Source organism: Streptomyces sp. NPDC058955 (assembly GCF_042741435.1).
Classification (GTDB): Bacteria; Actinomycetota; Actinomycetes; order Streptomycetales; family Streptomycetaceae; genus Streptomyces.
Map to the genome: position 1 here is coordinate 16,958 of NZ_JBHYKM010000077.1, position 20,881 is coordinate 37,838.

At 71.8% G+C, this 20,881-nt stretch carries 19 protein-coding genes; 14 read left to right on the forward strand and 5 right to left on the reverse strand.

The genetic code is table 11. The features are described 5' to 3' along the window. The 8 genes from murG (at nt 1) to ACFW1I_RS25635 (ending at nt 7,110) form a co-directional block, all read left to right on the forward strand. Nucleotides 1-1,095, forward strand: coding sequence for an undecaprenyldiphospho-muramoylpentapeptide beta-N-acetylglucosaminyltransferase (gene murG, locus ACFW1I_RS25600; protein ID WP_384674108.1), 1,095 nt, complete (start codon nt 1-3; stop codon nt 1,093-1,095). Nucleotides 1,096-1,120: 25 nt separating this feature from the next. Continuing rightward, nucleotides 1,121-1,924 carry a cell division protein FtsQ/DivIB gene (locus tag ACFW1I_RS25605; protein ID WP_384674110.1) on the forward strand — a complete coding sequence of 268 codons (804 nt, stop codon included), beginning with the start codon at nt 1,121-1,123 and terminating at the stop codon, nt 1,922-1,924. Nucleotides 1,925-2,202: 278 nt separating this feature from the next. Then, nucleotides 2,203-3,417 carry a cell division protein FtsZ gene (gene ftsZ / locus ACFW1I_RS25610; protein ID WP_384674112.1) on the forward strand — a complete coding sequence of 405 codons (1,215 nt, stop codon included), beginning with the start codon at nt 2,203-2,205 and terminating at the stop codon, nt 3,415-3,417. Beyond that, nucleotides 3,414-4,148 carry a peptidoglycan editing factor PgeF gene (gene pgeF / locus ACFW1I_RS25615; RefSeq protein ID WP_384674115.1) on the forward strand — a complete coding sequence of 245 codons (735 nt, stop codon included), beginning with the start codon at nt 3,414-3,416 and terminating at the stop codon, nt 4,146-4,148. Before ftsZ ends, pgeF begins: the two co-directional genes overlap by 4 nt. A 5-nt stretch (nt 4,149-4,153) precedes the next feature. After that, nucleotides 4,154-4,873, forward strand: a complete 720-nt coding sequence (locus ACFW1I_RS25620; protein WP_384674118.1) for a YggS family pyridoxal phosphate-dependent enzyme — start codon at nt 4,154-4,156, stop codon at nt 4,871-4,873. A 122-nt stretch (nt 4,874-4,995) separates the two neighbouring features. Further along, nucleotides 4,996-5,616, forward strand: a complete 621-nt coding sequence (locus tag ACFW1I_RS25625; RefSeq protein WP_360318778.1) for a cell division protein SepF — start codon at nt 4,996-4,998, stop codon at nt 5,614-5,616. Nucleotides 5,617-5,696: 80 nt separating this feature from the next. Continuing rightward, nucleotides 5,697-5,987 (forward strand): YggT family protein, encoded by a 291-nt coding sequence (locus tag ACFW1I_RS25630; RefSeq protein ID WP_031007132.1) that lies wholly within the window; start codon nt 5,697-5,699, stop codon nt 5,985-5,987. Nucleotides 5,988-6,042: 55 nt separating this feature from the next. Further along, nucleotides 6,043-7,110: a DivIVA domain-containing protein gene (locus ACFW1I_RS25635; RefSeq protein WP_031007135.1), complete on the forward strand. Its 1,068-nt coding sequence runs from the start codon at nt 6,043-6,045 to the stop codon at nt 7,108-7,110. 168 nt (nt 7,111-7,278) lie between these two features. On the opposite strand, the gene ileS is transcribed toward ACFW1I_RS25635, so the two are convergent. Continuing rightward, nucleotides 7,279-10,422, reverse strand: a complete 3,144-nt coding sequence (gene ileS / locus ACFW1I_RS25640) for an isoleucine--tRNA ligase (protein WP_384674123.1) — start codon at nt 10,420-10,422, stop codon at nt 7,279-7,281. A 560-nt stretch (nt 10,423-10,982) separates the two neighbouring features. Between ileS and ACFW1I_RS25645 the strand changes: the two genes are divergently transcribed. The 4 genes from ACFW1I_RS25645 (at nt 10,983) to ACFW1I_RS25660 (ending at nt 14,076) form a co-directional block, all read left to right on the forward strand. Then, nucleotides 10,983-11,906, forward strand: coding sequence for a TraR/DksA family transcriptional regulator (locus ACFW1I_RS25645; RefSeq protein WP_384674126.1), 924 nt, complete (start codon nt 10,983-10,985; stop codon nt 11,904-11,906). Nucleotides 11,907-12,030: 124 nt separating this feature from the next. Then, complete coding sequence (gene lspA / locus ACFW1I_RS25650) at nt 12,031-12,609, forward strand: signal peptidase II (protein ID WP_384674129.1); 579 nt, start codon at nt 12,031-12,033, stop codon at nt 12,607-12,609. Nucleotides 12,610-12,652: 43 nt separating this feature from the next. Continuing rightward, a complete protein-coding gene (locus tag ACFW1I_RS25655; RefSeq protein ID WP_384674132.1) occupies nt 12,653-13,594 on the forward strand; it encodes an RluA family pseudouridine synthase in 942 nt (313 codons plus the stop codon). Further along, nucleotides 13,591-14,076, forward strand: coding sequence for a GNAT family N-acetyltransferase (locus ACFW1I_RS25660; protein WP_384674135.1), 486 nt, complete (start codon nt 13,591-13,593; stop codon nt 14,074-14,076). Before ACFW1I_RS25655 ends, ACFW1I_RS25660 begins: the two co-directional genes overlap by 4 nt. Nucleotides 14,077-14,195: 119 nt before the next feature. Here ACFW1I_RS25660 and ACFW1I_RS25665 read toward each other — a convergent pair whose 3' ends face one another. Further along, a complete protein-coding gene (locus tag ACFW1I_RS25665) occupies nt 14,196-14,384 on the reverse strand; it encodes a hypothetical protein (RefSeq protein WP_384674137.1) in 189 nt (62 codons plus the stop codon). Between the two features lie 76 nt (nt 14,385-14,460). Here ACFW1I_RS25665 and ACFW1I_RS25670 point away from each other — a divergent pair, with 76 nt between their 5' ends. Further along, nucleotides 14,461-16,047 (forward strand): Na+/H+ antiporter, encoded by a 1,587-nt coding sequence (locus ACFW1I_RS25670; protein ID WP_384674139.1) that lies wholly within the window; start codon nt 14,461-14,463, stop codon nt 16,045-16,047. A gap of 53 nt (nt 16,048-16,100) precedes the next feature. Then, entirely contained in the window at nt 16,101-16,682 is a 582-nt protein-coding gene (locus ACFW1I_RS25675; RefSeq protein WP_384674142.1) for a dienelactone hydrolase family protein, read from the forward strand. Between the two features lie 58 nt (nt 16,683-16,740). On the opposite strand, the gene ACFW1I_RS25680 is transcribed toward ACFW1I_RS25675, so the two are convergent. The 3 genes from ACFW1I_RS25680 to ACFW1I_RS25690 all read right to left on the reverse strand — a co-directional run bounded on the left by ACFW1I_RS25680 (nt 16,741) and on the right by ACFW1I_RS25690 (nt 20,691). Beyond that, nucleotides 16,741-17,739, reverse strand: a complete 999-nt coding sequence (locus tag ACFW1I_RS25680; RefSeq protein ID WP_384674144.1) for a zinc metalloprotease — start codon at nt 17,737-17,739, stop codon at nt 16,741-16,743. A gap of 297 nt (nt 17,740-18,036) precedes the next feature. Beyond that, nucleotides 18,037-19,686: an alkaline phosphatase D family protein gene (locus tag ACFW1I_RS25685; protein ID WP_384674146.1), complete on the reverse strand. Its 1,650-nt coding sequence runs from the start codon at nt 19,684-19,686 to the stop codon at nt 18,037-18,039. Between the two features lie 189 nt (nt 19,687-19,875). Further along, nucleotides 19,876-20,691, reverse strand: coding sequence for a DsbA family protein (locus ACFW1I_RS25690; protein ID WP_384674149.1), 816 nt, complete (start codon nt 20,689-20,691; stop codon nt 19,876-19,878). Between the last annotated feature and the right edge of the window lie 190 nt (nt 20,692-20,881).

A 20,881-nucleotide genomic window follows, 5' to 3' on the forward strand; every position in this document is an offset into this window, starting at 1 on the left:
GTGCATGTCGTACTCGCCGGCGGGGGGACCGCCGGTCACATCGAGCCGGCGCTCGCCCTCGCGGACGCCCTGCGCAGGCAGGACCCGAGCGTGGGCATCACGGCGCTGGGCACGGAGAAGGGTCTGGAGACCCGGCTCGTCCCCGAGCGGGGCTACGAGTTGGCGCTCATCCCCGCCGTACCGCTGCCCCGCAAGCCCACCCCGGAGCTGATCACCGTCCCCGGACGCCTGCGCGGCACCATCAAGGCCGCCGAGCAGGTCCTGGAGCGGACCAAGGCGGACTGCGTGGTCGGCTTCGGCGGTTACGTGGCGCTTCCCGGCTACCTCGCCGCCAAGCGCCTCGGCGTGCCGATCGTGGTCCACGAGGCCAACGCCCGGCCCGGCCTGGCCAACAAGATCGGCTCCCGGTACGCGGCCGGGGTCGCCGTCGCCACCCCGGACTCCAAGCTCCGCAACGCCCGTTACATCGGCATCCCGCTGCGGCACACCATCGCCACCCTCGACCGGGCCCGGGTCCGGCCCGAGGCGCGGGCCGCCTTCGGGCTCGACCCCAACCTGCCCACGCTCCTCGTCTCCGGCGGCTCCCAGGGCGCCCGCCGGCTCAACGAGGTCGTCCAGCAGGTCGCCCCGGTGCTCCAGCGCTCCGGCATCCAGATCCTGCACGCGGTCGGCCCGAAGAACGAACTGCCGCGGGTCGACAACATGCCCGGGATGCCGCCTTACGTGCCGGTACCGTACGTGGACCGGATGGATCTCGCGTACGCCGCGGCCGACATGATGCTTTGCCGCGCCGGCGCCATGACCGTCGCCGAGCTCTCCGCCGTCGGACTGCCCGCCGCCTACGTCCCGCTGCCCATCGGCAACGGCGAACAGCGGCTCAACGCCCAGCCGGTGGTCAAGGCCGGCGGCGGACTCCTCGTCGACGACGCGGAGCTGTCGCCGCAGTGGGTGCAGGCCAACGTCCTGCCCGTGCTCGCCGATCCGCACCGGCTGTACGAGATGTCCCGCGCCGCCGCCGAGTTCGGCCGCCGGGACGCCGACGACCTGCTCGTCGGCATGGTGTACGAGGCGATCGCCGCCCGCCGACAGGCGTAGCGGAGGACCGAGGGAAGAGGCGCGCGTGGCAGCCGGACCGACGACCGCGGAGAAGAGCGGCACCGGGAAGCGACCAGGACCGTCGGACCGGCAGCCCCGGCCGGAGGGCACGCGCGGACGCTTCCGCCCGACCGGGCTGCGGCTCGCCCTGATCGCCGTCGGCGTGCTCCTGCTCGCCGGCGGCACGGTCTGGGCCCTCTACGGATCGACCTGGTTCCGTGTGGAACGTGTGAAGACTTCGGGCACGGAGGTGCTCACCCCGGCCGAGGTCGAGGCCGTCGCCGCCGTCCCGGTCGGCGCGCCGCTGGTCACCGTCGACATCGACGCCATCGAGGCGCGGCTCAGGGAGAAACTGCCCCGGATCGCCTCGGTCGACGTATTCCGGTCCTGGCCGCACGGAATCGGACTGAAAGTGACCGAACGGAAACCGGTGCTCCTTCTGGAGAAGCGCGGATCATTCACCGAAGTCGACTCCGCGGCCGTCCCGTTCGCGACCGTCACCACTCCGCCCCGCGGAGTGCCCCGGCTCGTCCTCGACGCGGCCGCTTCGCCCAGCCTGCGGCGCTTCGACGCGGACCGCCTGCTGGCCGAGGCGGTGCGCGTTCGGAGTGAACTCCCGGACGCGATCGCGAAGGACACTCGTGTCGTACGCCTCTCCTCGTACGATTCCGTCACTCTGGAGCTGACCCGGGATCGCACCGTCTTCTGGGGGAGTGCCGAACACGGGCCCGCCAAGGCCCGGGTGCTCACCGCCCTCATGAAGGCGACCCCCAAAGCGGGGCACTTCGACGTAAGTGCCCCCAGCGCGCCCGCCTCGTCGGGGAGTTGACGCGCATCGGCGCTGGCCAGCACCCTGGTTGGCCAGCGCTACGGGTGATCACATAGGGTGAAAAGAAAAACGGGAGGTTCGGCGTGTTCGTTGAACGCGCGCCGCTCGTCGACTTAGTGTCCTGTTCGGAAGAGTCCAGCGAACAGAGACACTGGTAACCCTAAACTTCAACGTTAGGGTTGGGGTCGGCGCACGGACCACCCCATCGGCATCCGTCGTCGCGGCGCGCCAACCACCGCGCAATGACGACACGTAACTCGAGGCGAGAGGCCTTCGACGTGGCAGCACCGCAGAACTACCTCGCAGTCATCAAGGTCATCGGTGTCGGCGGCGGTGGTGTCAATGCCATCAACCGAATGATCGAGGTCGGTCTCAAGGGCGTCGAGTTCATCGCCATCAACACCGACGCACAGGCACTGTTGATGAGCGACGCCGACGTCAAGCTCGACGTCGGCCGTGAACTGACCCGCGGCCTCGGGGCCGGGGCCAACCCCGCCGTCGGCCGCAAGGCGGCCGAGGACCACCGGGAGGAGATCGAGGAGGTCCTCAAGGGGGCCGACATGGTCTTCGTCACCGCCGGCGAGGGCGGCGGCACCGGCACCGGCGGCGCGCCCGTCGTCGCCAACATCGCGCGCTCGCTCGGCGCCCTGACGATCGGCGTGGTCACCCGCCCGTTCACCTTCGAGGGCCGCCGGCGCGCCAACCAGGCGGAGGACGGCATCGCCGAGCTCCGCGAAGAGGTCGACACCCTCATCGTCATCCCGAACGACCGGCTGCTGTCCATCTCGGACCGCCAGGTGTCGGTCCTCGACGCCTTCAAGTCGGCCGACCAGGTCCTGCTCAGCGGTGTCCAGGGCATCACCGACCTCATCACCACCCCGGGTCTGATCAACCTCGACTTCGCCGACGTCAAGTCGGTCATGTCCGAGGCGGGTTCCGCCCTCATGGGCATCGGTTCCGCCCGCGGCGACGACCGCGCGGTGGCCGCCGCGGAGATGGCGATCTCCTCGCCGCTCCTGGAGGCGTCCATCGACGGCGCCCGCGGTGTGCTCCTGTCCATCTCCGGCGGCTCGGACCTCGGTCTCTTCGAGATCAACGAGGCCGCGCAGCTGGTCAGCGAGGCCGCCCACCCGGAGGCCAACATCATCTTCGGCGCCGTCATCGACGACGCCCTCGGCGACGAGGTCCGGGTCACCGTCATCGCGGCCGGCTTCGACGGCGGCCAGCCGCCGGCCCGCCGGGACAACATCATCGGTTCGGTCTCCGCCAAGCGCGAGGAGCCGGCCCCGGCCCCCCGCATCGCCGAGACCTCCCGCCCGCTCGGCGGCCTCGGCACGGTGGCGCCCCGCGAGGAGCCCGTCGCCGCTCCGGTCGAGCCGGCCCCGGCCGTCAGCGAGGCCCCGCTGCCGCCCGTCCCGCCGGTGGTCCCGCCGGCCCGCCCGTACACGGACAGCCCCGCCGAGGAGCTGGACGTGCCGGACTTCCTGAAGTGATAGGGCACCGCTTCACCACGAACGGCGCGCACTTCGCCTTCACCGACAGGTGGGGCGGGGTGAGCGCCGTTCCGTACGAGGAGCTCAACCTCGGCGGCGCCGTCGGCGACGACCCGGCGGCCGTCCGGGCCAACCGGGCCCGCGCCGCCGGGGAGCTGGGGCTCGACCCGTCGCTCGTGGTCTGGATGAACCAGGTCCACGGCGCCGGCGTCGCCGTCGTCGACGGACCCTGGGAGGGCGGCGAGGCCGTCCCCGCCGTCGACGCGATCGTCACCACCCGCCGCGGACTCGGCCTCGCCGTCCTCACCGCGGACTGCGTCCCCGTCCTCCTCGCCGACCCGGTCGCCGGGGTCGTCGCCGCCGCCCACGCCGGGCGGCCCGGCATGATCGCCGGGGTCGTCCCCGCCGCCGTCACGGCGATGACCGAGCTGGGCGCCGAGCCCGGCCGGATCACCGCCCGCACCGGACCCGCCGTCTGCGGACGCTGTTACGAGGTCCCCGAGGCGATGCGCGCCGAGGTCGCCGCCGTCGAACCCGACGCGTACGCCGAGACCTCCTGGGGCACCCCCGCCGTCGACGTCGCCGCCGGGGTCCGCGCCCAGCTGGCCCGGCTCGGGGTCACCGACGTCGAGGACACCGGGGTCTGCACCCTGGAGTCCGCGGACCACTACTCGTACCGACGCGATCGCACCACGGGGCGACTCGCGGGATATGTCTGGTTGGGCAGGTAAGAGGCATGACGGACCGTAAGGCCGAACTCGCGGAGAACCTCGCGCGGGTGGAGGAGCGGATCGCGGCCGCGTGCGCCGCCGCCGGCCGCCCCCGCGAGGAGGTGACCCTCATCGTGGTCACCAAGACCTACCCGGCGAGCGACGTGCGGATCCTGCACGGACTCGGGGTGCGGAACGTCGCGGAGAACCGCGACCAGGACGCCGCCCCCAAGGCGGCCGCCTGCGCCGACCTCGATCTCACCTGGCACTTCGTCGGTCAGTTGCAGACCAACAAGGTCAGATCCGTGGTGGGTTATGCCGATGTGGTGCAGTCCGTCGACCGGCTCAAGCTCGTCTCCTCCCTCTCCGCGGCCGCGGAGAGGGCCGGACGCGAACTCGGCTGCCTGATCCAGGTCGCCCTCGACGCCGAGGCCGGCGGGCGCGGCGACCGCGGCGGCGTGTCGCCGGACGGGATCGAGGAGTTGGCGGCCGCCGTCGACGCGGCGCCCGGACTGCGGCTCGGCGGCCTGATGACCGTCGCCCCGCTCGTCGGCGCGTACGCGGGCCGGCAACGTGCCGCCTTCGACCGGCTGATGGATTTGTCGACTGCCCTGCGCGCGACCCGTCCGGCTGCGAACATGGTGTCAGCGGGCATGAGTGCGGACCTCGAGGACGCCATCGCCGCCGGGGCGACACACGTACGCGTCGGTACTGCGGTACTCGGTGTGCGCGCGAAGCTCGGGTAACGTCGCGAAGCAGGTCGGACCACAGCAGAAAATATGGTCATTCCGCGAACGGCGGGGTGACTCCGTGGATCGCGGGCACTTGGTGACGAGGCCGATCCACCACAGAGCGGAGGAATCGGAGCATGGCCGGCGCGATGCGCAAGATGGCGGTCTACCTCGGTCTCGTGGAGGACGATGGGTACGACGGGCGGGGCTTCGACCCCGACGACGACTTCGAGCCCGAGCTGGAGCCGGAGCCCGAGCGGGAGCGGCGTCACACCCCGCCGCGCCAGATCGAGCGCGAGGAACCGGTGCGCGTGGTGCAGCCCCCCGCGCCCCGGGAACCGGTCGCCCACTCTGTCCCGGTACTCGCCGAAAGCGGTCGCCCGGCCCGAATTGCCCCCGTGGCATCCATCACACCCGAACGCCCGAGCCTGGAGAAGAACGCACCTGTGATCATGCCCAAGGTCGTGTCCGAGCGGGAGCCGTACCGCATCACCACGCTGCACCCCCGGACCTACAACGAGGCCCGTACCATCGGGGAACACTTCCGTGAGGGCACCCCGGTGATCATGAACCTCACGGAGATGGACGACACGGACGCGAAGCGACTTGTCGACTTTGCCGCCGGACTCGTCTTCGGGCTCCATGGCAGCATTGAGCGCGTGACGCAGAAGGTGTTCCTGTTGTCGCCTGCTAACGTCGATGTCACGGCGGAGGACAAGGCCCGGATCGCAGAGGGCGGATTCTTCAACCAGAGCTGAGAACGAAACCGTACGGACCGGTCGCGGAAGCGGCCGGAGCAAGCTGAGAGCACGAGAACCAGGGGAGAGGGAACCGCGGGATGGGCGTCGCACTGCAGGTGGTCTACATCGCGCTGATGTGCTTCCTCGTCTTCCTGATCTTCCGGCTGGTCATGGACTACGTCTTCCAGTTCGCCCGTTCATGGCAACCCGGTAAGGCGATGGTGGTCGTTCTGGAGGCCACCTACACTGTCACCGATCCACCGCTCAAGCTTCTGCGGCGGCTCATCCCGCCGCTTCGTCTCGGGGGCGTGGCACTCGACCTGTCCTTCTTCGTTCTGATGATCATCGTCTACATCCTCATCTCCGTCGTGAACTCCCTCGCGAGGTGAGTGTGGACGATACGGTCCTGCCGACTGCCGACGACTACGTAGAGGTGAAGAAGAGATGCCGCTGACCCCCGAGGACGTGCGGAACAAGCAGTTCACGACCGTCCGCCTTCGAGAAGGCTATGACGAGGACGAGGTCGATGCCTTTCTCGACGAGGTCGAGGCCGAGCTGACCCGCCTGCTCCGCGAGAACGAGGACCTGCGCGCCAAGCTGGCCGCCGCGACGCGCGCCGCCGCGCAGAACCAGCAGCAGGCCATGCGCAAGCCCCCGGAGCCGCAGGACCGTCCCGTCGGTCCCGGCGCGCCGGTGCCCGCCGCCATATCCGGTCCGCCGGTCCAGCAGCAGCCGCCGCAGATGGGCCCGCCGCAGCTGCCTTCCGGTGCTCCTCAGCTTCCCGCCGGCCCCATGCAGGGCGGACCCATGGGTCCCGGCCCGATGCAGGGCGGTCCGATGGGTCCCGGCCCGATGCAGGGCGGCCCCATGGGCCACCCGCAGCAGCAGATGCAGCCGCAGCCTCCGCAGCAGCCCGGTGGCGACAGCGCCGCGCGCGTGCTCTCGCTGGCCCAGCAGACCGCCGACCAGGCGATCGCCGAGGCCCGCTCCGAGGCGAACAAGATCGTCGGCGAGGCGCGCTCCCGCGCCGAGGGCCTGGAGCGGGACGCCCGCGCCAAGGCGGACGCTCTTGAGCGGGACGCGCAGGAGAAGCACCGCGTCGCGATGGGCTCCCTGGAGTCCGCCCGCGCCACGCTGGAGCGCAAGGTCGAGGACCTGCGCGGCTTCGAGCGCGAGTACCGGACCCGTCTGAAGTCCTACCTGGAGTCGCAGCTGCGTCAGCTGGAGACCCAGGCGGACGACTCGCTGGCCCCGCCGCGGACCCCGGCCACGGCCTCGCTGCCGCCGGCCCCGTCCATGGCGTCCGCCGGTGCCGGTGCGCCGTCCTACGGTGGCAACGGTCCGATGGGCGGCGGTCCGTCCATGGGCGGTGCCCCGTCCTACGGCGGCCAGCAGCAGATGTCGCCCGCGATGACCCAGCCGATGGCTCCGGTCCGCCCGCAGGCGCCGCAGCCGATGCAGCAGGCGCCGGCGCCGATGCGCGGCTTCCTGATCGACGAGGACGACAACTGAGGCGGCGCCTGAGCGTGCGCTGAGCACGTAGCCGTCGGCAGCCGAAGGGCCAGGACCTGGAGTCACTCCAGCCCCTGGCCCTTCGCCGTACCCGGGCCCGGCTCACGGCCCCGCGGCATGCGGAAGGGCCCCGCACTCCCGAGGGAGTGCGGGGCCCTTCGTGTGAGGTCAGGCCTTGCGCAGGTGGAAGGTGAGGGCGAGCGGGGCGTCCTCGAAGGCGGGGCCGTAGCCGTCGGAGGGCGCGCCCTCCGCGTAGTCCGTGGACAGGACCTCTTCCGCGATGAGGGAGGCGTGGGCCGTGAGGGCCTCCGCCGTCTCGGGGGAGGTCGTCGTCCAGCGCAGCGCGATGCGGTCGGCGACGTCGAGGCCGCTGTTCTTGCGGGCCTCCTGGATGAGGCGGATCGCGTCACGGGCCAGGCCGGCGCGGCGCAGCTCGGGCGTGATCTCCAGGTCCAGCGCGACCGTCGCGCCGGAGTCGGAGGCGACCGACCAGCCCTCGCGCGGGGTCTCCGTGATGATGATCTCCTCGGGCGTGACGGTGATCGTCTCGCCGTTCACCTCCAGCGGCGCCTCGCCGGAGCGGAGGGCCAGCGCGAGGGCCGCCGCGTCGGCCGCGGCCACGGCCTTGGCGACGTCCTGGACGCCCTTGCCGAAGCGCTTGCCGAGGGCGCGGAAGTTCGCCTTGGCGGTGGTGTCGACCAGGCTGCCGCCGACCTCGGAGAGGGAGGCGAGGGAGGAGACGTTCAGCTCCTCCGTGATCTGGGCCTGGAGCTCGGGCGACAGGGCCGCGAAGCCGTTCGCCGCCACCAGCGCGCGGGACAGCGGCTGGCGGGTCTTCACGCCGGACTCGGCGCGGGTGGCGCGGCCCAGCTCGACCAGTCGGCGGACGAGCAGCATCTGCTCGGAGAGCGTGGGGTCGATGAGGGCCGCGTCGGCCTCCGGCCAGGTCGCGAGGTGGACCGACTCGGGGGCGTCCGGCGTCACCGGGACGACGAGGTCCTGCCAGACCCGCTCCGTGATGAAGGGGGTGAGCGGGGCCATCAGGCGGGTGACCGTCTCGACGACCTCGTGCAGGGTCCGCAGGGCCCCCTTGTCGCCCTGCCAGAAGCGGCGGCGGGAGCGGCGCACGTACCAGTTGGAGAGGTCGTCGACGAAGGCGGAGAGGAGCTTGCCGGTGCGCTGGGTGTCGTACGCCTCCATCGCCTCGGTGGCCTCGGCGACGAGCGTGTTCAGCTCGGAGAGCAGCCACTTGTCGAGGACGGACCGGTCGGCCGGGGCCGGGTCGGCGGCGGACGGCGCCCAGCCGGACGTACGGGCGTACAGGGCCTGGAAGGCGACCGTGTTCCAGTACGTCAGGAGGGTCTTGCGGACGACCTCCTGGATGGTGCCGTGGCCGACGCGGCGGGCCGCCCAGGGGGAGCCGCCGGCCGCCATGAACCAGCGGACGGCGTCGGCGCCGTGCTGGTCCATCAGCGGGATCGGCTGGAGGATGTTGCCGAGGTGCTTGGACATCTTGCGGCCGTCCTCGGCGAGGATGTGGCCGAGGCAGACCACGTTCTCGTACGAGGACTTGTCGAAGACCAGGGTGCCGACGGCCATCAGCGTGTAGAACCAGCCGCGGGTCTGGTCGATGGCCTCGGAGATGAACTGGGCCGGGTAGCGGCTCTCGAACAGCTCCTTGTTCTGGTACGGGTAGCCGTACTGCGCGAACGGCATGGAGCCCGAGTCGTACCAGGCGTCGATGACCTCGGGGACGCGGACGGCTTCGAGGGAGCAGCCCTCGGCCGGGCACGCGAAGGTGACGTCGTCGATGTAGGGGCGGTGCGGGTCGAGCGCGGACTGGTCGGTGCCGGTCAGCTCGGTCAGCTCGGCGCGGGAGCCGACGCAGGTGAGGTGGCCCTCCTCGCAGCGCCAGATCGGCAGCGGGGTGCCCCAGTAGCGGTTGCGGGAGAGCGCCCAGTCGATGTTGTTGGTGAGCCAGTCGCCGAAGCGGCCGTGCTTGACGGAGTCCGGGAACCAGTTGGTGTTCTCGTTCTCCTCCAGGAGACGGTCCTTGACGGCCGTCGTGCGGATGTACCAGGACGGCTGCGCGTAGTAGAGCAGGGCCGTGTGACAGCGCCAGCAGTGCGGGTAGCTGTGCTCGTACGGCACGTGCTTGTAGAGCAGGCCCCGCGCGTCGAGGTCGGCGGTGAGCGCCTCGTCGGCCTTCTTGAAGAAGACGCCGCCGACCAGCGGGACCTCCTCCTCGAAGGTGCCGTCGGGGCGGACCGGGTTCACGACCGGCAGGCCGTACGCCTTGCAGACCTTGAGGTCGTCCTCGCCGAAGGCGGGGGACTGGTGGACGAGACCGGTGCCGTCCTCGGTGGTGACGTACTCGGCGTTGACCACGTAGTGGGCCGGGGCGTCGAAGGGGATCAGCTCGAAGGGGCGCTGGTAGGTCCAGCGCTCCATCTCGGCGCCGGTGAAGGACTCGCCGGTGGTGACCCAGCCCTCGCCGAGGGCCTTGTCGAGCAGCGGCTCGGCGACGACCAGGCGCTCGTCGCCGTCGGTGGCGACGACGTAGGTGACCTCGGGGTGGGCGGCGACGGCCGTGTTGGAGACCAGGGTCCACGGGGTGGTCGTCCAGACGAGGAGCGCGGCCTTGCCGGCGAGCGGGCCGGAGGTCAGCGGGAAGCGGACGAAGACCGAGGGGTCGACGACCGTCTCGTAGCCCTGGGCGAGCTCGTGGTCGGAGAGGCCGGTGCCGCAGCGGGGGCACCAGGGGGCGACGCGGTGGTCCTGGACGAGCAGGCCCTTGTCGAAGATCTGCTTGAGCGACCACCAGACCGACTCGATGTACGAGGGGTCCATGGTGCGGTAGGCGTCGTCGAGGTCGACCCAGTAGCCCATGCGGGTCGTGAGCTCGGCGAAGGCGTCGGTGTGGCGGGTCACCGACTCGCGGCACTTCGCGTTGAACTCCGCGATGCCGTACTCCTCGATGTCCTTCTTGCCGGAGAAGCCGAGCTCCTTCTCGACGGCGAGCTCCACCGGGAGGCCGTGGCAGTCCCAGCCGGCCTTGCGGGCCACGTGGTAGCCGCGCATGGTGCGGAAGCGGGGGAAGACGTCCTTGAAGACGCGGGCCTCGATGTGGTGGGCGCCGGGCATGCCGTTGGCGGTCGGCGGGCCCTCGTAGAAGACCCACTCGGGGCGGCCCTCGGACTGCTCCAGGGTCTTGGCGAAGACCTTGTTCTCCTGCCAGAAGTCGAGCACGGCGTGCTCGAGCGCGGACAGGTCGACCTGGGCGGGCACCTGGCGGTACTGCGGCGTGGTCATGCGGCGGACTCTCCTCCGGACGGACATTTCCTGCTTCCGTCGGAGGGACGAGAGCCGTGCTCCCGCGGTACCACCCTCCTTGGCCCCGGGCGTGACCGTCCGAAGCCCCCTCATTGGGGTCGCGACACCGGGTCTAGTCACCGCGCTTCGTGGTGCGTGTCCACGCGGCTTTCTTCCGGCAGCTCCGGGGTGATGCTTCGCATCGGGCTCGCCCCCGGGCTCTCACCGTCCCCGGGTCGCTCATGGCTCGCGTACGACGCTACTGGTCCCCATCGACGCCTCTCGCTGAGGCCAGTGTACGGGGCGCGGGGGCACCGGGCCGACCGGATTGCCGGTGACCCGAATGGGCACATGGGGCGGTCCGGGTTCCCGGGGGCCGTGCGGGGGAGCGGCCGGGCGGATAACCCGGCGGGGAGTTGGGCACCTGTTCCCACGGGTGCGTGCCGAGGGCGGCGGGGCGGGCGGAATGGGCGGCGTGCCCCGTTGCCGCGCGCCTTGGGCCGATTTATCGTCCCAGCACGATGCGCGAGCAAGATCACAAAATGTGAAGGGGCCGCGACATGGTGGCGAAGAAGACCGCCGCGAAGCAGTCCCCGGCCGCCGCCGGGGACCCCGGGTCCGCCGGTTCCCCGGGCGACCCCGGGGCCCCGGAGGGCGCGGCCGGCAAGCGGCGGACGGCGGCCCCGGCCGGCCGGGCGGCGAAGCGGACGTCCGCGGACGAGCCGGCGGACGGCGCGCCCGCCCCGGCCGTGAAGAAGGCGGCGGCGAAGAAGGCCGTCGCGCGGAAGACGGCCGCGAAGAAGGCGAAGACGGCCGCCGCCGAGGCGGTCGCCGACGCCGTCACCGAGAATGCCCCGGCGAAGAGGACGGCCGCGAGGAAGACGGCGGCCGGGAAGGCCGGGAGCGGTGCGGGGAAGACCGCCGACGGGGCCGAGGGGGCTCCGGAGGGGGAGAAGTCCGTGAGGAAGGCCGTCGGCCGGAAGGCCGCCGCGAAGAAGCAGACAGGAGCCAGGACGGTGGCAGCGAAGAAGACCGCGGGTGGCGTCACGACCGCCGAGGACGAGGCGGCCGTGCCCCCGGCGCGTACCGGCGAGCTCGCGGTACGGCCCGGCGAGGACCCGTGGACCCCGGAGGAGGTCGCCGAGGCCCGCAGCGAGCTGCAGGCCGAGGTGCTGCGGCTGCGCAGCGAGCTGGCGCACTCCCAGGAGGAGCTGACCGGTCTGATGCGGGACTCCGGGGACGGCGCCGGCCAGGACGAGGCCGACACCGGCACCAAGAACATCACCCGCGAGCACGAGCTGGCCCTGGCGGCGAACGCGCGGGAGATGCTGGAGCAGTCCGAGCACGCCCTGGAGCGGCTCGACGCGGGCACGTACGGCCTCTGCGAGGTCTGCGGCAAGCCCATCGGCAAGGCCCGCATGCAGGCGTTCCCGCGCGCCACCCTGTGCGTGGAGGACAAGCAGAAGCAGGAGCGGCGGGGCTAGGCCGCGCGACACGGTCCGGGAGCCGTGGGCGGGAGGCCGGTGGTGGTGCGGGCTGCCGGTCTCGTACGCCTGTGCCGTACCCTCGGTGCACGGTCAGGCAACGAGGTACGAGGGACTCACTCACGTGGCAGAGGCGGAGAGCGTCATCGGTACGCCGGATTCAGCAGGGGCCGAGGACTCGGCCGCCCCGGAGGAGCGGCCCGAGGGGGCTCCGAAGGGCAGGCGGCGGATCGTCGCGCTCTTCGTGGTGGCCGTGCTCGCCTATCTGATCGACCTCGGCAGCAAGATCGTCGTGGTGGAGAAGCTGGAGGGCCGTGAGCCGATCAGGGTCATCGGCGACCTGCTCCGCTTCGAGGCGATCCGCAACCCGGGCGCGGCCTTCGGCATGGGCGAGGCGTTCACCATCGTCTTCACCTGCATCGCGGCGGCCGTCATCGTGGTGATCATCCGGCTGGCCCGCAAGCTCTACAGCCTGCCCTGGGCGATCGCGCTGGGCCTGCTGCTCGGCGGCGCGCTGGGCAATCTCACCGACCGGCTGTTCCGCTCGCCGGGCGCCTTCGAGGGCGCGGTCGTGGACTTCATCGCCCCGGCCCACTTCGCCGTCTTCAACCTCGCCGACTCGGCGATCGTCTGCGGCGGCATCCTGATCGTCATCCTGTCCTTCCGGGGGCTGGACCCGGACGGCACCGTCCACAAGGACTGAGCACGCAGGACCGAGCACTCCCGGCACAAGGCATACTCGACGGGTGAGCACGAGTCCCGAGATCCGCACCCTGCCCGTTCCCGATGGCCTGGAGGGCGAGCGCGTCGACGCCGCCATCGCCCGTATGTTCGGGTTCTCCCGTACGAAGGCGGCCGAGCTCGCCGCGGCGGGGAAGGTCCAGGTCGACGGCGCCGTCGTCGGCAAGTCCGAGCGGGTGAGCGGCGGCGCGTGGCTGGAGGTCGAGATGCCGGGCGCCCCCGCGTCCGTGCAGATCGTCGCCGAGCCCGTGGAGGGCATGGAGATCGTCCACGACGACGACGACATCGTGGTGATCATGAAGCCGATCGGGGTCGCCGCGCACCCGAGCCCCGGCTGGACCGGCACCACCGTGATCGGCGGCCTCGCCGCCGCCGGCTACCGGATCTCCACCTCCGGCGCCGCCGAGCGCCAGGGCATCGTGCACCGCCTCGACGTCGGCACCTCCGGCCTGATGGTGGTCGCCAAGTCCGAGTACGCGTACACCTCGCTCAAGCGCCAGTTCAAGGAGCGCACGGTCGACAAGCGCTACCACGCGCTGGTCCAGGGCCACCCGGACCCGCTGAGCGGCACCATCGACGCGCCCATCGGCCGGCACCCGAACCACGACTACAAGTGGGCCGTGACCGCCGACGGCAAGCCGTCCGTCACCCACTACGACCTGATCGAGGCGTACCGGGCGGCCTCGCTGCTCGACATCAAGCTGGAGACCGGCCGCACCCACCAGATCCGGGTGCACATGTCGGCCCACCGCCACCCCTGCGTCGGCGACCTCACCTACGGCGCCGACCCGACCATGGCCAAGCGGCTCGGGCTCACCCGCCAGTGGCTGCACGCGGTCCGGCTGGGCTTCGAGCACCCCGGCGACGGCAAGTGGGTCGAGTTCGCCTCCACCTACCCGGCCGACCTCCAGACCGCCCTCGACCGCATCGAGGCGGAGAGCCGGTGAGCGAGGCGTACGCGGTCCGCGAGGCGTACACGGTCCGCGAGGCCGTCGGCGAGGCCGATCTGGAGGCGTGCTTCGCGGTCCGCCGCGAGGTCTTCGTCGAGGAGCAGGGCGTCCCGGCGGAGCTGGAGTACGACACGTACGACGCCACCGCCGTGCACGTCCTCGCGGTCCGGGCGGACGGGGTGCCGCTGGGCACCGGCCGGCTGCTGCACGGGGCCGACGCGGTCGGCAGGACCGGCGGGGACGCCTCCGTGGGCTCGCTCGGCCGGCTCGCGGTCGCCGGGGCGGCGCGCGGCCTCGGGATCGGCGCGGCGCTGGTCCGGGCCATCGAGGACGCGGCCCGCGCGCGCGGCCTGACCGCCGTCGACCTGCACGCCCAGACCCGGGCCCTCGGCTTCTACGAGCGGCTGGGCTACGCGGCGTACGGCGGCGAGTTCCCGGACGCGGGGATCCCGCACCGGGCGATGCGGCGCACGCTGTAGGAGCGGCTTCCCCGGCCGGCGGATCCCGGACATGACTGAGGGCCTGGCCGGGTGGGCAGGCCCTTGGCGATTCCCGGGGCGGTTCGTGGCGCGCCCGGGCGTCGTGCTCGTGGCGGCGGCTACTTCCAGGTGTGGCAGCCGTGCGGCCGTTCGCTCGCGGGACCGGTGCACTGGCCGCTCTGGCCTCCACCGTTTCCGCCGTTGGTGGGCGGGTGAGGTGCCGCCAGCGCGGCCGAGCCGGCGCCGAGCACGCCCGCGACGGCGAGCATGAGGGCTGCCGCGCGGCGCCCGATGGACTGCTTCAGCATGACATCCTCCTCACGACTGGTCGGAATGTCCCTTTTATGATAGGGCCTCGATCTTCGACCTGCTCAAGGGGACACCGTGGACCAGCTCGCCCTGCTGTTCTTGCTGCTGCTCGGGGCGGTTCTCACCGTGCCTCTCGGCGACCGGCTCGGGCTCCCCGCGCCGGTCCTGATGACGCTCCTCGGGATCGCGCTGGCCCTGCTGCCCTTCGTGCCGAACGTCGACATCCCGCCCGAGTTCATCCTGCCCCTGGTGCTGCCGCCGCTGCTCTACGCCTCCGTGCAGCGGACCTCCTGGCGGCAGTTCGCGGCCAACCGGCGGCCGATCTTCCTGCTCGCGGTCGCCCTGGTCTTCGTCACCACGGCCGCCGTCGGCGCGGTCGCGGACGCCCTGGTCCCCGGCATCCCGCTGGCCGCCGCGCTGGCACTGGGTGCCCTGGTCGCCCCGCCCGACCCGGTCGCGGCGACCGCCGTGGCCGGCTCGCTCGGGCTGCCCCGGCGGCTGGTGTCCATCCTGGAGGGCGAGGGTCTCTTCAACGACGTCACCGCGATCGTGCTCTACCACGTGGCCATCGCGGCCGTGGTGAGCGGCGAGTTCTCCTGGCCGGAGGCGCTCGGCGAGCTGGTCCTGTCGGCCGTCGTCGCGGTGGCCGTCGGCCTGGTGCTCGGCTGGCTCACCAACCAGCTGATGGGCTTCCTCGGCGACGCCACCCTGCAGACCGGCCTCACCCTCCTCGTCCCCTTCGTCTCCTACGTCGTCGCCGAGGAGCTGCACGGCTCCGGGGTGCTCGCGGTCCTCGTCACCGCGCTCTTCCTCGCCGAGTACGCGGTCGACGCCGACGACGTGATGGGGCGGCTCGCCGGGCAGACCTTCTGGGAGGTCGTCGACACGCTCGTCACCGGCATCGCCTTCGGTCTCATCGGCCTCGAACTGATCCATGTCTTCGGGGTCGCGGAGGGCCGGGCCGGCGAGATGCTCGGCTGGGGCGCCGTGGTCGTCGCCGTGGTCGTCGGGGTCCGGCTGCTGTGGCTGCTGCCCGCCACCTGGCTGGCGAAGCGGCTGCACGACCGCAGGGACGTGGCCGAGGAGATCCCGATGAGCTGGCGGGAGACGGTCGTCATGTGGTGGTCCGGGATGCGCGGGGTGGCGTCGGTGGCGCTGGCCCTGGCCATCCCGCGGACCACCGAGGACGGCTCGCCCTTCCCCGGCCGGGACGAGCTGGTCTTCATCGCCTTCTGCGTGATCATGGCGACGCTGGTCGCCCAGGGGCTCACCCTGCCCTGGTTGGTGCGGAAGCTCGGGGTGAAGGCCGACGCGGACGCCGAGCGGGCCTTCGAGCGGGAGCTGGCCGTCCGGGCCGCGAAGGCCGCCAAGCGGCGCCTGAAGGAGATCGAGGAGGTCGAGGAGCTGCCCGAGGAGATCGCCGAACGGCTCCAGCGCGGCGCCTTCGACATCGGGGCGCGGATCAGCCCGGACATGGTGGACGAGGAGCGGCGGGCCGCCTTCACGGAGCGGGTCGAGCGGATGAGGAAGCTCCAGTCGATCCAGCGGGAGTTGATGTCCGCCGCCCGGCACGCCGTGCTCTCCGCGCGCAGCGAGCCGGGTGCCGACCCCGAGGTGGTGGACCGGGTGCTGCGGCAGCTGGACGTCCGCTCGATGCGCTGAGCCCGGCCGGCGGCTCCGGGGAGTTCTCCGTGGTGGGTGGCAGGATGGCGGGTATGGACATCATGCTTTTCCACTCGGTGCACGGGTTGCGCCCGGCGGTCGAGGCCGCCGCCGATCGACTGCGGGCCGCCGGCCATCAGGTGTGGGTGCCGGACCTCTTCGACGGCTGGACCACGGACTCGGTCGAGGAGGGCATGGCGAGGAAGGACGAGATCGGCTCGGACGAGCTGCTGAAGCGCGCGGTGCTCGCCGCGGCCCCCTACTCGGAGCGCGGGCTCGTCTACGCCGGCTTCTCCTTCGGGGCCTCGGTGGCGCAGACCCTGGCGCTCGGCGACGAGAAGGCGCGCGGGCTGCTGCTGCTCCACGGCACCTCGGACCTGGCGCCGAACGCGTCGGTGGACGAGCTGCCGGTCCAGCTGCACGTGGCCGAGCCCGACCCGTTCGAGACGGACGACTGGCTGTCCGCCTGGTACCTCCAGATGCGCAAGGCCGGGGCGGACGTGGAGATCTACCGGTACCGGGGCGCCGGGCACGTGTACACGGACCCGGAGCTGCCGGACTGGGACGCCGAGGCCGCGGAGCGGACCTGGGCGATCGCGCTCGACTTCCTCGACGGGCTGGCCGAGGAGGACTGACGGGAACGGCCCCCGGGGGAGTCCCCCCGGGGGCCGTTCAGCTGCTGCGGACGGGCCGTCAGGCGCGGTACGCGGTCCAGTGGTCGTTCATCCGGGTCACCTGACCCGTGGTGAACTGGTACATGCACGCGTCGTACGTGTAGTCCATGAAGTTGTGGATCGGGTCCACACCGGTCTTGGAGGCGCAGGAGTCACGGCCGGTCGGGCACTCGTAGGCCGGGGACTTCTCGGCCGGGGTGTCGGCGACGTAGTCGCCGTTGCCGTTGCAGCCGCCCTGGAAGGTGTGGTACAGGCCCATCCAGTGGCCGACCTCGTGGGTGGCGGTGTCGCCCTGGTTGTAGTTGGCCGCCGAGCCGCCCGGCAGGGAGGCGTCGAGCAGGACCACGCCGTCCATGGACGGGTTGGACTGGTACGAGGACGGGAAGGTCGCCCAGCCGAGCAGGCCGCCGCTGAGGTTGGCGGTGTAGATGTTCAGCGCGTTCGCGCCGCCCTGGCGGAGGGACTGCTTCATGGCCTTCTCGGCGGTGGAGCCGGAGGCCAGGTTGTACCAGGACGCGTTGTCCGTGTAGGTGGTGCCGGCGAGCGAGAACTGGAAGCCGGTGTTCACGTTGCCGGTGCCCTGGCCGCCGAAGGCCGCGTTGAGCACGTTCATCTGGTTGTTGATGTCCGTGGCGCTCAGCTTGCCGGTCGTGCCGCTGTGGACGACGTGGAAGTAGACCGGGATGGTGGCGCCGGCCGTGGCGGCCGTGGCGGAGAGCCGGCCGCTCGACTTCAGCTCCGAGAGCTTCTTGCTCAGCTCGGCGTCCATGGCCTTGGCCTGGGCGGCGGAGACCTCGTTCGGCTCGTGGGCGTGGGTGTCGGCGCCCTTCTCCTTGCGGGCGCCGGACAGGGCCGCCGTGTCGTCGGCGCACTCCTCGGCGGAGGCGCCGGCCAGGGTCGGGGTGGCCTGGGCGACGACCGGGGCGGAGAGCGGCGCCAGGGCCAGGGTTCCGGCCAGGACGGCGGTGCCGAGTACACGACGTGAGGTACGCGGCGATATACGGACAAGAGCACGCACAGGTGACTCCTCGCGGGGGGTTGTGGGGAGGTACTTCCTCGCCACGGCGGGGAGATTACGCGTCCATGTCAGACACCGTTGAGCGGTGATCAGGCCCAATCAATCGGGGGACAATTAGGGGCATCGGGAAGAAAAAATGAGGCGGCTTCCGGAGTTTGAGACAGCGACGTAACGGAAGCTGTGCCGGAGGCGGGTGGTGTGTCCGGATTCGAGGCCTCGGGACCACCACCCGCCGTAGCCATGTGATCTTCCGTTAACACGAAGGATCATGGCTGAAAATCGACGGTGTCACGTCGATCAGATGACCGGCTGGTACACCCGCTCGACGCGCTGCGTTCCGCTGAGCGTCCGGTAGGAGCGGGACCAGGACGTGGTCGCGGCCGGATCGCGCTTGTCGGAGACCGTGTAGTAGTCCATCTGCGAGCGCGCGGCGGTCACGTCGAGGACCCCGTACCCGTGGTGGTCCATGTCCACCCACTTCACGTGCCGGTTGGCCGCCTTCACCGCGCCCGCGGCCACCACCGAGAGGGTGCCCGGAGCCACGTTCAGCATGTCGTCGAGGTTGTCCGAGGTCACCGAGGTGACTACGAACTCGGTGGCCACCGAGGCGGAGAGCGGGTACGTGGCCGCCTTGGCCGGCACGTCGTTGGCCCACGCCATGTGGATGTCGCCGGTCAGGAAGACGGTGTTCCTGATCGCCCGGGAGCTCAGGTGCGCCAGCAGCTCCCTGCGGTCGTCGGTGTAGCCGTCCCACTGGTCGACGTTGACCGCGATGCCCTCGGTCGGCAGCCCCATCAGCTCGGCGAGCGGCTCCAGGAGGTACGCGGGCAGCGAGCCGAAGGCCACCGGCGAGATCATCACCGAGGTGCCGACCAGCTGCCAGGTGGCGTCCGAACCGGCCAGGCCGGACTTCAGCCAGTCGAGCTGCGCGCGGCCGGTGATCGTGCGCTCCGGGTCGTCGACCGTGCCGGAACCGGTCTTGGCCTGGGCGGAGCGGAACGAGCGCAGGTCGAGCAGGTGCAGATCGGCCAGCCGGCCGAAGCGGATCCGGCGGAAGACCGTGCCCTCGGTGGAGGCGCGGACCGGCATCCACTCGAAGTACGCCTGCTTGGCGGCGGCGACCCGGGCCGCCCAGTCGCCCTCGGCGCCGGGCGTGTGGTTCTCGGCGCCGCCGGTCCAGGCGTCGTTGGCGAACTCGTGGTCGTCCCAGATCGCCACCACCGGGTGGGCCGCGTGCAGCGCCTGGAGGTCCGGGTCCGTCTTGTACCGGCCGTGCCGGGTGCGGTAATCGGCCAGCGAGACGATCTCGTGGCGCGGCTCGTGCGGCCGGACGGTGTCCGCGGCCTCCGGGTAGACGCCGCTCGCGTACTCGTAGATGTAGTCGCCCAGGTGCAGGACCGCGTCCAGGTCGGCGCGGCCGGCCAGGTGGCGGTACGCGGAGAAGTGGCCGGCCTCGAAGTTGGCGCAGGACACCACGCCGAAGCGGACGCCCGGCGCGGCGGCGTCGGCGGCCGGGGCGGTGCGGGTCCGGCCCGCCGCCGAGACCGTGGCGCCGGCGGTGAAGCGGAAGAAGTAGGCGGTGGCCGGGCGCAGTCCGCGGACGTCGGCCTTGACCGTGTGGTCGGCGGCGGCGGACGCGGTGGCCGAACCCGAGGCGACGACCCGGGCGAAGGAGCGGTCCTCGGCCACCTCCCAGTCGACGCGGACGTCCGCGCCGAGCCCGGAGCCGGGCACGGCCTCCGGGGAGGGGGTGACGCGCGTCCAGAGCAGGACGCCGTCGGGCAGCGGGTCGCCGGAGGCGACGCCGTGCAGGAAGGCGGGCGCCGGGGCGTCCGCGAGGGCCGGCGAGGCCGCGCCGAGCAGCGCGGGGGTGGCGACGGCGGTGACGGCGGCGGCCTTGACGACCGTGCGCCGCGTGGGGGCGGAAGATATGGGGTGACTGGTCACGGCCAGTCAGATTACTGACGGGTACGAAAGGTTGACCGTCGAATCCGGAAAGTTCTCCCGGACTTCGCCCGTTGATCACCAGGTTTTCCGGAGTCCTTGCCTCCGAATGCTCCGTCCTCCCGGAATCCGGCCTCCGGAGGCCCGTCGCCCCCGGCCCGCGCGGGGCCGGGGAGCGGACGAGGGAAAGGGTCAGCCCCCGAGGACCGGGGTGAGCGCGGCGTTGAACTCCTCGACCGTCAGCGGCGGGTTCTGCGAGCCCTGGGCGGTCAGCGTCTTGCCGTCCATCTTCAGCGTCGGGGTGCCGGTCACCCCGCTCGCGTCGAAGGTCTTAGACATCTTCATCGCCCAGGCGTCGAAGGTGCCGTCCTCCACGTGCTTCCTGAAGGCGGCGTTGCCCTTCAGCGCCGGGACCGTGTCCGCGACCTCCAGCAGGTAGGAGTCCTTCGCGAACTTGTCCTCGCTCTCCTCCGGGTGCCACTTCGCGGAGTAGAGCGCCGCCTTGTAGTCGAGGAACGCCTCCGGGCTCACGTCGAGCGCCGCGCCCAGCGCCGACAGGGCGTTCTTCGAGCCCTCGCCCTGGTCCATGTTGTCGATGAAGGTCGCGCCGACGTACTTGACCTTGTACTTGCCGGCCTCGACGTCCTTCTCGACGGTGGAGCCGACCGACTGCTCGAAGGTCGCGCAGACCGGGCAGCGCGAGTCCTCGTACAGCTCCAGGGTCTTCTTCGCCGACGCCTTGCCGACGACGACCGTGGTGCCGTTCTCGCCCTCGGTGTTCTTCGGGGCCGTGATCGTCTTCGCGTCGGCGGCGGTCTCCCACGCGCTGGGCTGGTTGGCCTGGACGACCGCGTAGCCGATGCCGCCGGCCGCGGCGAGCACCGCCACCGCCGAGACGCCGACGATCAGCTGCCGGCGGGCGCGGTCCTTCTTCGCCTGGGCCTCGCGCTCCGCGCGCAGACGCTCGCGGGCGGCAGCCTTGTTGGCCTGGTTGTTGCGTGCACTCATGATCGTGAATCTCCGGAAGGAAAGGGGGGACGTCTACGGGGGGCCGTGCGCTCAGACGAGAGCGAGGGATCCCCGCGGCGGTCCCCGCCGCCCCACGGAGTGCACGAGCAGCCGGGCCCGGGACGGGCGCGGCCGGGGCCCCGGGCGCGCCGGGCCCGGCACGGCCCGCCGGCCCCCGCCCGCCAGCGCC